Below are 14,888 nucleotides of genomic sequence, written 5' to 3'. Positions count from 1 at the left end.
TCCAAATCTTCTTTTTTTTAGTGATGTCTTCATCACTTTTTGCGCAATTTAATGTAAACAACTTGTCTCTTGAGGCAGGTTATGGTTATACAGGTGCTATAGGACCTTATCAAAAATTGTATAAATCTAATTTTTCTGGATTGAATCATTATAATGTAGGAATACGATATATGTTTAACGAAAAATTCGGAGCAAAAGTCGCTTATAAATTAGACCATTTTGTAAATGACCCAGGAGGGAAAGTTGGAATTACATATAGTGCGGTTGCTGTATCTGGAATTTATAATGTGGGTAAACAATTAGGTTTAACCTATTTAACAAGAGATAAAGTAGGAATAAACGCCCACGTAGATGCAGGTGTTGCATTTGGATACATGATTGGACAAAACAAACACGAAAAAATTGGTGTGGTGGGAATTGGACTTACACCAATGTATAACATCTCAAATAATTTTGCCTTAACTGCTGATTTTACTCATAATTTTACCATGAAACAGCATTATGGATTTGACGGAATCTTGCTAAATAAAGATTACACACCAAAATCAGGAAGTTATTATAATTTTTCAGTTGGTTTAATCTATTATTTAGGGGAAAATAAATACCATTCAGATTGGTATTAAAATCATAAATTTTATAAAAATTTTACAAGCAACTTTTTAATTCTTAAACAGGAATAGAAGTTGCTTTTTTTATGCAAAAAACACGAACATTTCTTAATTTTTTCTAAAAAAACACCATTAACCATATAATTTAACGGACAATTAACAACTTTTATTATTTTTATATAGCATCTTGCGTTGTTAAAGTATTTTTTTAAAATTTACAGAAAATAATTCAAAATAAAATGCAAGAAAATAATACAGGTATAGACATTAGTGCGCTTAATGAAAAAATAGAAAACGAAAGTGCTTTTATTGATTTGCTTACTTCAGAATTAAGCAAAGTAATTGTAGGGCAAAAATCAATGATAGAACGCTTGTTAATTGGCTTATTAGGTCAAGGGCATGTTTTATTAGAAGGGATGCCTGGGTTAGCCAAAACATTAGTTATAAATACACTTTCTAAGGCAGTACACGGTAGTTTTCATCGTATTCAATTTACACCAGATTTGCTTCCTGCAGACGTGGTAGGAACTATGGTGTACAATTTCAAAGAAAATGAGTTTTCTGTAAAAAAAGGTCCCATTTTTGCCAATTTTGTTTTGGCAGATGAAATTAACAGAGCACCTGCAAAAGTACAATCTGCTTTATTGGAAGCAATGCAAGAAAAGCAAGTAACAATTGGTGAAACTACGTATAAATTAGACACACCTTTTTTAGTTTTAGCTACACAAAACCCAGTAGAACAAGAAGGAACATATCCGTTACCAGAAGCACAAGTAGACCGATTTATGCTAAAAACCATTGTCGATTATCCGAAAATGGAAGAGGAACAACTTATTATTCGTAACAGTTTAATGGAAAATACGGCTACTATAAATTCTGTGGTAAGCATCGCACAAATCATCAAAGCACAACAAACCGTAAAGGAAGTGTATATGGATGAGAAAATTGAAAAATATATTTTAGATATTGTTTTTGCTACACGTTACCCAGAAAAATATAGATTAGACAGTTTAAAACCACTTATTAGCTTTGGTGCATCGCCTCGTGGAAGTATCAATTTGGCTTTAGCGGCAAAATGTTATGCTTTTATCAAACGAAGAGGTTATGTAATTCCTGAAGATGTTAGAGCTGTTGTTCACGATGTATTACGCCACAGAATCGGTATTACTTATGAAGCTGAAGCCGAAAACATCACTACAGAAGACATTATCAATAAAGTTTTAAATCAGGTACAAGTACCTTAATGAGTGCATAGGAAAGTAATTAGTAAAGCGTTTTTACGAAATACTAAACACGAAAATGGAAACGAAAGAGTTACTTAAAAAAGTCAAAAAAATTGAAATTAAAACCCGAAGATTGAGCGATCATATTTTCTCGGGACACTATCACACGTCTTTTAAAGGACGAGGAATGACTTTTTCTGAAGTGCGTCAATACCAATATGGAGATGATTTTAGAGCCATAGATTGGAATGTTTCTGCTAGAAATAATGACGCATTTGTAAAAATATTCGAAGAGGAACGTGAATTAACCATGATGTTAGTTATCGACTGCTCAGCGTCTCAGAATTTTGGAACTTCGGCTCAAAATAAAAAAGATATGGTAACCGAAATTGCTGCTACGTTAGCTTTTTCAGCCACACAAAACAACGATAAAATAGGGTTAGTTTTATTTACAAACGAAATTGAATTATACATTCCGCCCAAAAAAGGGAAATCACACGTTTTAAGAATTATCCGAGAATTAGTCGAATGGCAACCGAAAAGCAAAACTACCAACGTGGCATTTGCATTAGAATTTTTGTCAAGCGTAATAAAAAAACGAGCAATTGTGTTTTTAATTTCCGATTTTATGACTGCCGAATTCCAAAAGCCGTTGCAAATTGCTTCAAAAAAACACGATGTAACAGGCATTAGAATATTTGATTCACGTGAAAAATCACTTCCAAATGTTGGAATTATTCAAATGCAAGACGCAGAAACCGAACAACTGATTTGGTTAGACACACAAACCGAAACTACTCGTTTGGAATACGAGAAAAATTACAAAACCAAGGTTGAAATTTGCCAAAATATTTTCCGTAAATGTGCCGCAGGATTAGTAGAAACAGAAACAAATGAAAGTTACGTAACAAAATTAGTAACCTATTTTAAAAGTAGAGCCTAATGCGAATTAAATTCATTTTTCTTTTCCTGTTTTCAGTAGTTGTAGGGTTTTCCCAAACGATAGGAACAACTGTATCTAAAAAGGAAATTAAAATTGGCGAACAAATTCAGCTTACTTTAAAAACAAAAGTAAACGAAAAAGAGGTCGTATTTTTCCCCGATTTAGATTCGATAGGCAAATTGGAAGTGGTGCAATCTTTTCCACCAGAAAAAAATAAAAAAGGCAACCAAATCGAGTGGATAAAAAAATACAATCTTACGCAATTTGATGCAGGCACCTATAAAATTCCTGCACTTGAGGTAGTAATAAACACTAAAAAAACCAAATCTGAAAGTATAGAAATTTCCGTAATTGATGTGGAAGTAGATACTACGAAACAAAAAATGCACGAAATTAAAGAAGACGAAATACTTTCTATACAACCAGAAGAAAAACAACAAGAACTTTCCGATTATCAACTAATTTTAGGATTATTTTTTGCTTTTTTCTTAGCAGGCATATTATATATAATTTTGCGAATAAAACAGCGTAAAAAAACAAAATCAGAAGCCTATATTTCTCCATATAATAAAGCTTTTTTAGCTTTTTCAGAAGTAAACGCCAATGCCAATTCCAAAGAATATTATTCTAATTTAACCGAAATAATAAAATCGTATTTTGAAATAACGTTAGAATTTTCTGCGTTGGAAAGCACTACGGAACAGTTTATTTTTAAACTTAAAAAAGCGGTACAAAATAAGAAATATGAAATTTCAGAAACGACTATTTCACAAATTGAAACCCTTTTTATTAAGGCAGATTTAGTAAAATTTGCAAAAATTATTATTTCTCTACCAGAACAAAATGCAGATAAAATAGCTTCGGAAAATTTAATTAATGTTTTTCATAAAACATTACCCGTTTCTGCCGAAGAACATCAAGTTGCATTAGCCAAATTAGCAGAAATAGTACAACAAAATAAATATAAAAACATCAGACAAACGGCATTTATTGTTACTTTTTTAGTGGCAATGGTTTCTGTAGTTTTCTTTTTTGGATGGGAAAATGTAACCAATTATTTTTCTGCAAAAATTAACGGAAAAGATGCCGATTATTATCTAAAAAAAGAATGGATCGTTTCAGAATACGGATTGCCTATTTTGCAAGTAGAAACGCCAGAAGTTTTAGTTCGTGATTTGGTGACATCTAAAAATCCAAACATTAAAAATATAGCTCAGTTTTCTTGGCAAAAACCGGAAGATAAATTAGCAATTTCAGTACAAACCATCGCGTATAAAGATTCTGTAAAAGTAAATTTAAAACAGCTTTTTAATGACGAATTAGGTCAGTTAATGCAAGAACAAGCTAAGAAAATTCAAACTACAGCTAAAAAATTCAAAAACGTAAAAGCGCTTTCTGGTGATGTTTTAGAAGGAACTTTTGAAATAAACGAAGGGAATGAAACCAAAAAAATGCGATTTTTCACGGTTTTTATTTCTGATAGTTACGGTTTGCAAACAGTCAGAATTACCCACGATGCTAAGGACAAATTAGCTAAAGATTTTATAGATCGTATTACAAATAGTCTCGAACAAATAAATCAAGAAGATGAATAGCGCCTTTATGCATCCTCATTTTTTATGGTTGTTATTGGTAATTCCAATAGCGGTGTTTTGGCATTATACAACAATAAAACAACAACATCCAGCCATAAAAATAAGTACAACAGAAGGGTTTTCTATACCAAAATCTTGGGTAATGAAATGCCGCCCATTTTTGTTTTTGTTAAAAATTGTAGCCTTAGGATTTGTAATTATAGCTTTAGCACGACCAAGAAACACCCAAAAATCAAGTTATACGGATAGTAAAAACGGAATTGATATTGTTATTGCTACCGATGTATCGGGAAGTATGCTAGCAACCGATTTTAAACCAAATCGATTGGAAGCCATAAAAAAAGTAGCCGAAACATTTATAAAGAAAAGAACAAACGACAGAATTGGTTTAGTGGTGTATGCTGGCGAAAGTTATACACGAACTCCAGTAACTTCAGATAAAACAATGTTGTTACAATCATTAAAAGAAGTGCAATATAATGGCTTGGTACTTCAAGACGGAACTGCCATTGGAATAGGTTTAGGTACCGCAATAAACCGAATTAAAAATAGCAAAGCAAAATCTAAAATTATCATTTTATTAACGGATGGGGTAAACAATGTCGGAAGTTTAGATCCCATTTCGGCAGCAGAAATTGCTAAAGACTATGGAATAAAAGTATATACTGTTGGAGTAGGAACAAACGGAATGGCTAATTTTCCAGTAGCAAAAGACAGTAATGGAAATATTGTTTTTCAACCTCAAAAAGTGGAAATTGATGAGAAAATTCTACAAGAAATCGCAGCAATAACCAAAGGAAAATATTTCAGAGCTACTGATAACAATAAATTAGAAGCTATTTATGATGAAATCGACGGTTTAGAAAAGTCTAAGATTATAGAAAATCGCTTAATGCTATTTGACGAACAATTTCGTACTTGGTTACTTATAGGTTTGTTTTTTCTTGTATTAGAAATGATTTTAAGTCGCACACTATTTAAAAGTTTTATATAATGTTTGAATTTGAATCGCCATATTATTTTATTTTGTTGTTGCTTATTCCAATTGGAATAGTAGCTCAAAATAGCTATGTAAAATGGCAAACCGAAAAACAAGCAGCATTTGGCGAGCAGCAAGCAATGGAGAAACTTTTAATGCGAGCGTCTAAAAACAAATCAAGAATAAAATTTATGCTACAAATAATGGCTGTTTTTTTTATTGTTTTGGCGTTGGTGAATCCTAAATTGGGGTCAAAAGTTGAAACAGTTCCAGCAAAAGGAGTAGAAATAGTATTTGCCATTGATGTTTCAAAAAGTATGTTGTGTACAGACATTCAGCCCAACCGTTTGGAAAAATCCAAGCAGATAATTACACAAATTATCAATTCAATTGGTAGCGACAGAATAGGCATTGTAGCTTATGCCGGAAGTGCTTACCCTGTGTTGCCTATGACAACGGATTATGAATTGGCAAAAATGTTTACACAAAGTATGAGTACAGATATAATATCTTCTCAAGGAACAGCAATTGAAAGTGCCATTCAAACCAGTGTGGATTTCTTTGACAATCCAAATTCGGGAAAAGCCATTATTTTGCTTTCAGATGGTGAAGATCACGAAAATACTTCTTTTGATGTAGCCAAAATAACAAAAGAAAAAAACGTAAAAATAATTACTGTTGGTATTGGAACTTCAAATGGCGGCACAATTGAATTTGTTGATGAATTGGGTTTTCAACAAGTTAAAAAAGATAAAAACGGTCAAGTTGTAACTACGAAACTAAACGAAGAAGTTTTACAAAAAATAGCTTCGGAAACCAATGGAACGTATTGTAATGATACACAAATATCAAAAGTGGTTGCCACTATAAAATCGGCATTAGCATCGGTAAAACAACAAGAATTTAAAGCCCAACAATTGGCCCAAAAGCAATCGCAATTTCAGTGGTTTTTAGGCATTGCATTTGTATTATTACTCTTAGAATTTTTTATAACAAACCAGAATTTTAAAGGTTTTCATATCAAAAATTGGTTTCAAAACAAACAAATTAACTTGGTATTTCTTTTATTTTTCGCGTCTGCAACTGCATTTTCACAGGAAAATAAAACAGTGAATTTTCAACAAAACGAAAAACAATTACGAGTAATAAAAGCAAAAGAAAAAAACCAAAAACAACAAGCAACATACAATTTAGGCAATACAATTTATAAAAACAAAAAGTATGGCGAAGCGATAAGCAACTTTAAAAATGCCGCTCAAACCGCAAAAAATAACGCACAAAAACACAAAGCGTTTCATAATTTAGGAAATGCATATATGCAAGATAAAAATTATAAATTAGCAGTTGCATCCTACAAAAATGCTTTAAAGGCGAACGCTAAAGACGAAAAAACAAGATATAATTTAGCGTTAGCAAAAAAATTATTAAAAAAATACCCGCCAAAACCAAATCCTAAAAAGGAGAAAAAGGATAAGGAAGATAAAAAGAAAAACGACAAAGACAAGTCAAAAAATAAGGATAAAAAGACACCTAAAAAACCAAGCGCAAACAAACAAAGAATGGATAATGTGCTAAAAGCAATAAGCAACGAAGAAAAAAAAGTACAAGAAAAAGTAAATGCCAACAAATCAAAAACAAACACAACAAGTACAGAAAAAGATTGGTAAAATCATAAACACATAGAAACATAGATTAAGAATTGTTTTTAAAAAAGTTTTATTTCGAATTTACTATAAATAAAAAACAGATGTAACCATTTAGAAATTGAGAAAATTAAGGGATAACTTAATAAACTTAATGTCTTAATGGTTAAATTCAAGTAGTAATTTGAAACTTAAATGAAGTATTTAATTTATTCATTTTAGTCAACTTAGCTATGTTTGCTTTAAATAAGTGAAACGCCTTTTCATAAAAACAAAAACTATGTTTCTATGTGTTTAAAAAAACAAAAAAATGAATAATAAAATAAAAACACTACTAACCTTACTGCTTTTCTCTTTTCTTACCTTTTCTCAGGTAAAATTAGAGGTAAAAGCTGAAAAAACGAACCTTAAAATTGGTGAAGTAATTCAGGTTAATTATATTTTTAACGAAGAAGGCTCAAACTTTACGCCGCCTAATTTTAATGGGTTTAATAAAGGGGGTTCGTATGTTTCTTCTAATGAAGAATACATAAATGGAGATTATGCCATACAACAAGTATATACCTTTGTAATTCAGGCTGCTAAAGCTGGAAAATTAGTTCTTTCTCCTGCAACTATTAAATTTAATGGTAAAACATACGCATCAAAACCTGTAGCTGTTTCTGTTTCAAATGAAAAAGCTGCTGATGCCATACAGAGAAACCAAAATTCAACCAACGTACCGAAACCTGCTGCAGTAAATAAATCCATTTCTGGCGCAAATAATTTATTGTTTATTGATGTAGAAGTTAGTAAAACTACCGCATTTGTAAATGAACCAGTTGAGGTGTTTTATCGTATTTATTTGGCTCCTAATTTAGAGATTGAACTGAACAAAAATATGGTTACAAAATTTAATAACTTTTGGAGTCAAACGGAAGATGTGCAGGGCGGATGGGAGCGAAAGGTTGTAAATAATAGAGTATACAAATCTAAAATTTTCAAGAAAGCCATTTTGTATCCTCAAAAAATTGGAAAATTAGAAATAACACCAATTACATTAGATTTAAATATCAGTTATCCAACAGGAGATTTTGATTTTTTTGGCGATCCAGAATTTGATGTTGCCAGAAGAGAAATTGTTTCTAATACAAAACATCTTCAAGTAAGTTCATTGCCAGAAAAAGGGAAACCAGATAATTTTACAGGTGCCGTTGGTACTTTTGAATTTAAAGCAAATGTTACTAAAAACGAATTAAAATCGGGCGAATCATTACAATTGGATTTGATTGTTTCTGGAAAAGGAAATTTAAAATTATTTGAAATCCCTAAACCTAATTTACCATCTAATTTTGAAATTTACGAACCAAAACATCAAGAATTTGTAAACGAAAACATAAACGGAATTTCAGGTAAAATTGTAGATAGTTATACCATAATTCCTCAAGAAAAAGGAAGTTTTAAAGTAAAATCTCAGTATTTTTCTTTTTTCGATATAAAATCAAAAACATACAAAACCATTTCATCTGAAGTTATTAATTTAGACGTTTCACAAGGCGAAAACCAAGCGAATGTTACTTCGGTTTCAAAATCTAAATTAGCTGAAAAATCTCAAAAAACAGAACTAACATCAGGTTTTGAGTTCACCTTTTTACATTTTATTGGAGGTGTAACTTTAGCAGGTTTGGCGTTATTGTTTTTTACATTAAAAAGAAATAAATCGGCTGTTCCTGAAACGGTAATAACAGAAATAAAACCTGAAAAAAAGGAGTTTTCTGTAAACGATATGCAACAATTTATAACAAATAAAGAAGTGTTTTATCAGGAAATGGAACTCAAAATCAATGCATTTTTACACTATAAATTTGGTTTAGAAAAAGCAGAATTAAATAAAGAAAACATCATTCAAAAATTTCAGGAAAACCACATTTCTCAAGAAAACACTAACGATTTTATAGGACTTTTGCAAAATTGCGAAAAAGTAAGATATATGCCAACATCTGATGGAAATATGCAATTGGATTTTGAAAAACTACAACAATTAGTACAAATTATTAACGTGTAAACGCAATAATCGTAATATAATTTTGTTTAGTGTATATTTGTAGTTCAACTAATTTTATGAAAAAAATACTTTTCTATTTATTCTTTTGTTTTTCGATACTTTCTTTTTCACAACAGAAATTATGGAAAGGTTATTTTTCATACAATGAAATTACAGACGTTTGTATTTCCGACCAAAAAGTGTATTCCAGCACTAAAAACTCAGTATTTAACAAAGACGTTTCCTCAAATATTTTAACTACTTTTACTTCAGTAAATGATGTAAAACCAGATGAAATTACTGCTATTTTACACACGACAAATAATTATACTTTAATTGGAAATAAAAACGGATTAATTATTCTAATAAAACCAGATGGCTCAACGCTTAATAAAGTTGATATTATTACCGATGTGCCTGTGCCAGCCAACAGTAAAAAAATTAACGATTTTTATGAGTACAACGGGAAAGTATACGTGTCTACGCAATACGGAATTACAGTAATTAAATTGTCTAATTTTGAAATTGAAAACAGTTTTTATATTGGAAATTCAGGAGAATTTATAGATGTTTTACAAACTACAGTTTTTAATAATGAAATTTTTGCAGTAACCCGAACACAAGGCATAAAAAAAGCAAGTATAACCAATCCTTTTTTATACGATTTTTCGCAATGGTCGGTTTTTAATTCAGGAAACTGGTCTAGTTTAGTAGTTTTTAGCAATCAACTAATTGCAACAGATTTTTCTACTAATATTTACAAATTTGTTGGCAATGCACCACAAGTTTTTAGCACACACTACACTGTTCCACTAAAGCTAAGAACCGATGGCGAATATTTAACTTTTACAGGTCAGTATCAAGTAAATGTGTATAATAGTAGTTTAACACTTATAGCATCTACATTTCAAGTAACCGGTGTTTCAGAATTACTTACTTGTGCCATAACTAAAAACGATAAATTATATATTGGAACTGCAAAAAACGGATTATATGAAGCGCCTTTAAGCAGTAATTTAGTATTTGCAAACATTTCACCAAATGGACCTATTGAAGATTTGGCTTTTAAAGTAACCAAAACCAAAAACGACATATGGTTAACTCACGGAAGTTATGACAGAACCTACACACCAGATTATAAATTACAAGGTATTAGCATTTTTAACACCAATACGGGTTGGACTAAAATTCCAAACACCGAAGTAGCAGGTGCTGTTACGCTAGCAGCTATAGTAGAAAACCCAAGAAATAGCAGTGAAGTTTTTGTAGCTTCAGGACAAAGTGGTTTGTTGAAATTTACAAATAAAACAAATCCTTTTTTATTCAATCAAACCAATTTTTTAGAATCGTTACTGTTACCGCCGCCAAACCAAAACTATATCTCGGTGCGAATAAACGGAATGAAATATGATAAAGACGGTAATTTATGGCTAACAAATGCTTCAGTTAATAACGGCTTAAAAGTATTGAAAAACAACAATACTTGGCAGTCGTATAATTTAAGTGCAGTAATTCAAAACCCCACTTCTTTGAATTATGGCAACATAGACATCGATAAAAATGGTACTAAATGGACGGCTACTTATGCTGGTGGTGTACTTGCTTTTAATGAAAAATACAATAATAAATTCATAATCATTAACGAAGAAAACGGGAATTTACCTAACAATGATGTGCGATGTGTAGCTGTAGATAACAAAAACCAACTTTGGATTGGAACGTTTAAAGGGTTACGAATTTTAAATAGCGTAGATAGATTTATTTCCGAAACAGCATTAACAACAACAAATATTGTCATTCAGGATGGTGATTTGGCACAAGAATTATTTTACCAACAAGTAATTCAAGATATTAAAGTAGATGGTGCCAATAATAAATGGGTAGCTATTGCAGACGCTGGCGTTTTTCAGGTTAGCCCAAATGGACAAACAACTTTACGAAGATTTACAAAAGAAAACTCGCCATTACCAAGTAATAATGTATTAGATATTGAAATTGATGAGGTTTCAGGTGAAGTGTTTTTTGCTACCGATAAAGGACTGGTTTCCTTTTTAGGAGCTGCCACAAAAGGTGACGACGATTTACAAAACGTCTACATATATCCAAATCCAGTTCGACCAGAATATTCTGGAACGGTTAAAATATCAGGATTGATGGACAAAGTAAATTTGAAAATCACAGATATTGAAGGGAATTTGGTTTTTGAAACCACATCTTCTGGCGGAACGGTAGAATGGGATACCACTGCATTTGGAAAATATAAAGTCGCTTCTGGCGTATATATGGTTTTTGTTTCGTCTAACGATGCCGCAGAAACTACGGTAAAAAAAATAATGGTAATTAGATAATGCAAATAAAAACCAAAGCCATTGTTTTAAGCGCCATTAAGTACCAAGAAAAAAGTTTAATTGTTAAATGTTTTACGCAATCAGACGGGTTAAAATCTTATTTCATAGCAAGTGCTTTTTCTTCTAAAAAATCGAATCAAAAAATAGCTTATTTTCAGCCGTTAAATATTCTAGATATAGAAGCCAATCATAAAAATAAAGGCACTTTAGAGCACTTTAAAGAAGTAAAACTCGCGTACAATTATCAAAACATAAATACGGATATTGTAAAAAGCGCTATGGTTTTTTTCTTATCAGAAGTCGTTCATAATAGTGTTTTTGAAGAAGAAAAAAACGAGAATTTATTTTCATTTTTAGAAACGTCTTTGTTGTGGTTAGATGCAAATGATTCAGTTTCAAATTTTCATTTGATTTTTCTTTTAGAACTCACAAAATTTTTAGGATTTTATCCGCAAATACAGGAAACAGATTTCGCCTATTTTGAAATGATTGACGGTGTTTTTTCACCCTTTCAAGGCACAAGTTGCCTAAACGCACACGAAACGAATTTGCTTAAAAAAGCATTACGATTAAGATATGACGACAATCAAAAAGTATTTGCAGGAACAGAGCGACAAATACTGTTAAAAATTCTTTTAGATTATTATGCCATTCATTTAGATGGTTTTAAAAAACCAAAATCGTTAGACGTCTTAAAAGAAGTTTTTTCTTAACCTACAACTTTTGCCTTATACCTTTTGCCTTTTCTCTTTAAATCCTTACTTTCGCAAATTGATTTAAGATAGCGACAAAATGAGTACAAAATTTACAGAATACAAAGGACTTGACTTACCAACGGTAGCATCAGAAGTTCTTGATTTTTGGAAGGAAAACAACATCTTTGAAAAAAGTGTATCTACACGTGAAGGAAACCAACCATTTGTATTTTTTGAAGGACCACCTTCTGCAAACGGATTACCTGGAATTCACCACGTAATGGCGCGTGCGATTAAAGATATTTTTTGTCGATATAAAACTCAAAAAGGATTTCAAGTAAAACGAAAAGCAGGTTGGGATACACACGGATTACCTGTAGAATTAGGTACTGAAGCCGCTTTAGGAATTACAAAAGAAGATATTGGAAAAACCATTTCTGTTTCAGATTACAACGAAGCGTGTAAGAAAACAGTTATGCGTTATACCGACGTTTGGAATGACTTAACCGAAAAAATGGGCTATTGGGTAGATATGGAAGATCCGTATGTGACCTACAAATCCAAATATATGGAATCGGTTTGGTGGTTGCTAAAACAAATTTATAACAAAGATTTGCTTTACAAAGGCTACACCATTCAACCGTATTCGCCAAAAGCAGGAACAGGTTTATCTTCGCACGAAGTCAATCAGCCAGGTTCGTATCGTGATGTTACGGATACGACTGTAGTAGCGCAATTTAAAACCAAAAACGAAACGTTACCAAGCTTTTTACAAAGTTTTGGAGACATACATATTTTAGCTTGGACTACTACGCCTTGGACGTTGCCATCAAATACAGCGTTAACCGTAGGCCCAAAAATTGACTATGTTTTAGTACAAACATATAATCAATATACTTTTGAACCTGTAAATGTTATTTTAGCTAAAAACCTTGTCGGAAAACAATTTGGAAAAGGATTTTTTGCTAGCACAGAAGTAACTGATTTCGAAAATTTCAAAGCAGGCGATAAAAATATTCCATTTAAAATTTTAGCCGAATGTAAAGGTTCAGATTTAGTAGGAATTCGTTACAAACAATTGATGCCATTAGCGTTACCGCATCAAAACCCAGAAAATGCGTTTAGAGTAATTGCTGGAGATTTTGTAACTACAGAAGACGGAACAGGAATCGTTCACACCGCACCTACTTTTGGTGCAGATGATGCAAAAGTAGCCAAAGAAGCAACTCCAGAAGTACCACCAATGTTGGTTTTAGATGAAAATGGAAATGCAGTTCCTTTAGTAGATTTGCAAGGAAAATTTATTTCTAATTTAGGTGATTATTCTGGCAAATATGTTAAAAACGAATATTACAATGAAGGTGAAGCACCAGAACGCTCTGCCGATGTAGAAATTGCTATTCAATTAAAAGAAGAAAACAAAGCCTTTAAGGTTGAAAAATACGTACACAGTTACCCACATTGTTGGCGAACAGACAAACCCATTTTATATTATCCGTTAGATTCTTGGTTCATTAAAGTAACTGAAATCAAAGACCGAATGTTCGATTTAAACGAAACCATCAACTGGAAGCCAAAAGCTACTGGAGAAGGTCGTTTTGGAAATTGGCTAAAAAACGCCAACGATTGGAACTTATCGCGTTCAAGATATTGGGGAATTCCTTTGCCAATATGGAGAAATGAAGAAGGCACAGAAGAAATTTTAGTAGGTTCGGTAGCAGAATTATATGAAGAAATTGAAAAAGCAATTGCCGCTGGTTTTATGACTGAAAATCCATTTAAAGGATTCGAAATCGGAAATATGACTGAAGAAAATTACGATTTAGTCGATTTACATAAAAATGTAGTGGACGAAATTGTATTGGTTTCTGCATCTGGCAAACCAATGAAACGTGAAACTGATTTAATTGACGTTTGGTTTGATTCGGGTGCTATGCCTTATGCACAATGGCATTATCCTTTCGAAAATAAGGAAAAAATTGACGAAAACAAAGATTTTCCTGCCGATTTCATTGCAGAAGGAGTGGATCAAACAAGAGGTTGGTTTTATACCTTACACGCCATTTCTACGTTAGTTTTTGATAAAATTGCATATAAAAACGTAGTTTCTAATGGATTAGTTTTGGACAAAAACGGACAAAAAATGTCAAAACGTTTAGGTAATGCTGCCGATCCATTTGACACGTTAGCCGAATATGGCCCAGATGCTACACGTTGGTATATGATTTCAAATGCCAATCCGTGGGATAATTTAAAATTCGATTTAGAAGGTATTGCTGAGGTGCGAAGAAAATTCTTTGGGACGCTGTATAACACGTATTCGTTCTTTGTTTTATATGCTAATATTGATGGATTTAACTATAGTGAAGACGAAGTTCCTTTAGCAGAACGACCAGAAATTGACCGTTGGATTTTATCGGAATTACATACGCTTATTCAAGTGGTTGATGCTGCTTATGCGGATTATGAACCTACACGTGCTACACGAGCTATTTCTGATTTTGTGCAAGAGAATTTAAGTAATTGGTACGTGCGTTTATGCCGTCGAAGATTTTGGAAAGGCGACTATGCTCAAGACAAAATTGCCGCCTATCAGACGCTTTATACCTGCTTAGAAACAGTTGCAAAATTAGCCGCGCCGGTTGCACCGTTCTTTATGGACAGACTTTATAAAGACCTGAATGCCAATACTAATAAGGAAAATTTTGAAAGTATACACTTATCTGTTTTCCCAGTTTCGGTTGAAAACTTTGTTGATAAATCATTAGAAAGTAGAATGCAGAAAGCACAAACGATTTCTTCGTTGGTTTTATCACTTCGTAAGAAAGAAA

9 protein-coding genes and 1 pseudogene are annotated in these 14,888 nt (G+C 32.1%); all 10 read left to right on the top strand.

Annotation, left to right across the window (positions count from 1 at the left end):
- Positions 1-623 (top strand): annotated as a pseudogene (locus KA468_RS08355) (hypothetical protein); the annotation flags it as partial.
- Positions 624-847: 224 nt separating this feature from the next.
- Positions 848-1,852 carry a MoxR family ATPase gene (locus tag KA468_RS08350; protein WP_291242490.1) on the top strand — a complete coding sequence of 335 codons (1,005 nt, stop codon included), beginning with the start codon at positions 848-850 and terminating at the stop codon, positions 1,850-1,852.
- 55 nt (positions 1,853-1,907) lie between these two features.
- Positions 1,908-2,774: a DUF58 domain-containing protein gene (locus KA468_RS08345; protein WP_291242489.1), complete on the top strand. Its 867-nt coding sequence runs from the start codon at positions 1,908-1,910 to the stop codon at positions 2,772-2,774.
- Positions 2,774-4,369 (top strand): BatD family protein, encoded by a 1,596-nt coding sequence (locus KA468_RS08340; RefSeq protein ID WP_291242488.1) that lies wholly within the window; start codon positions 2,774-2,776, stop codon positions 4,367-4,369. The genes KA468_RS08345 and KA468_RS08340 overlap by 1 nt, the downstream gene beginning before the upstream one ends.
- Positions 4,362-5,363: a VWA domain-containing protein gene (locus tag KA468_RS08335; RefSeq protein ID WP_291242487.1), complete on the top strand. Its 1,002-nt coding sequence runs from the start codon at positions 4,362-4,364 to the stop codon at positions 5,361-5,363. The genes KA468_RS08340 and KA468_RS08335 overlap by 8 nt, the downstream gene beginning before the upstream one ends.
- Positions 5,363-7,015: a VWA domain-containing protein gene (locus KA468_RS08330; RefSeq protein WP_291242486.1), complete on the top strand. Its 1,653-nt coding sequence runs from the start codon at positions 5,363-5,365 to the stop codon at positions 7,013-7,015. Before KA468_RS08335 ends, KA468_RS08330 begins: the two co-directional genes overlap by 1 nt.
- Before the next feature lie 286 nt (positions 7,016-7,301).
- Positions 7,302-9,035 (top strand): BatD family protein, encoded by a 1,734-nt coding sequence (locus KA468_RS08325; protein ID WP_291242485.1) that lies wholly within the window; start codon positions 7,302-7,304, stop codon positions 9,033-9,035.
- A gap of 56 nt (positions 9,036-9,091) precedes the next feature.
- A complete protein-coding gene (locus KA468_RS08320) occupies positions 9,092-11,362 on the top strand; it encodes a two-component regulator propeller domain-containing protein (protein ID WP_291242484.1) in 2,271 nt (756 codons plus the stop codon).
- Complete coding sequence (gene recO, locus KA468_RS08315; RefSeq protein WP_291242483.1) at positions 11,362-12,075, top strand: DNA repair protein RecO; 714 nt, start codon at positions 11,362-11,364, stop codon at positions 12,073-12,075. The genes KA468_RS08320 and recO overlap by 1 nt, the downstream gene beginning before the upstream one ends.
- 79 nt (positions 12,076-12,154) lie before the next feature.
- The coding region (ileS, locus tag KA468_RS08310; RefSeq protein ID WP_291242482.1) for an isoleucine--tRNA ligase at positions 12,155-14,888 on the top strand (2,734 nt) is incomplete at its 3' end.

Origin of the sequence: Flavobacterium sp., assembly GCF_017985075.1 — a bacterium.
In the GTDB taxonomy this organism is placed as follows: domain Bacteria; phylum Bacteroidota; class Bacteroidia; order Flavobacteriales; family Flavobacteriaceae; genus Flavobacterium.
The sequence above is the reverse complement of the archived record's forward strand: the minus strand, read 5'-3'. Positions and strand labels throughout refer to the sequence as shown.

Excerpts from the sequence above, each read along its gene's own strand:
- KA468_RS08345 (WP_291242489.1), top strand. The coding sequence starts at position 1,908 with ATGGAAACGAAAGAGTTACTTAAAAAAGTCAAAAAAATTGAAATTAAA.
- KA468_RS08340 (WP_291242488.1), top strand. The coding sequence starts at position 2,774 with ATGCGAATTAAATTCATTTTTCTTTTCCTGTTTTCAGTAGTTGTAGGG.
- recO (WP_291242483.1), top strand. The coding sequence starts at position 11,362 with ATGCAAATAAAAACCAAAGCCATTGTTTTAAGCGCCATTAAGTACCAA.
- KA468_RS08330 (WP_291242486.1), top strand. The coding sequence starts at position 5,363 with ATGTTTGAATTTGAATCGCCATATTATTTTATTTTGTTGTTGCTTATT.
- KA468_RS08320 (WP_291242484.1), top strand. The coding sequence starts at position 9,092 with ATGAAAAAAATACTTTTCTATTTATTCTTTTGTTTTTCGATACTTTCT.
- KA468_RS08335 (WP_291242487.1), top strand. The coding sequence starts at position 4,362 with ATGAATAGCGCCTTTATGCATCCTCATTTTTTATGGTTGTTATTGGTA.
- KA468_RS08350 (WP_291242490.1), top strand. The coding sequence starts at position 848 with ATGCAAGAAAATAATACAGGTATAGACATTAGTGCGCTTAATGAAAAA.
- KA468_RS08325 (WP_291242485.1), top strand. The coding sequence starts at position 7,302 with ATGAATAATAAAATAAAAACACTACTAACCTTACTGCTTTTCTCTTTT.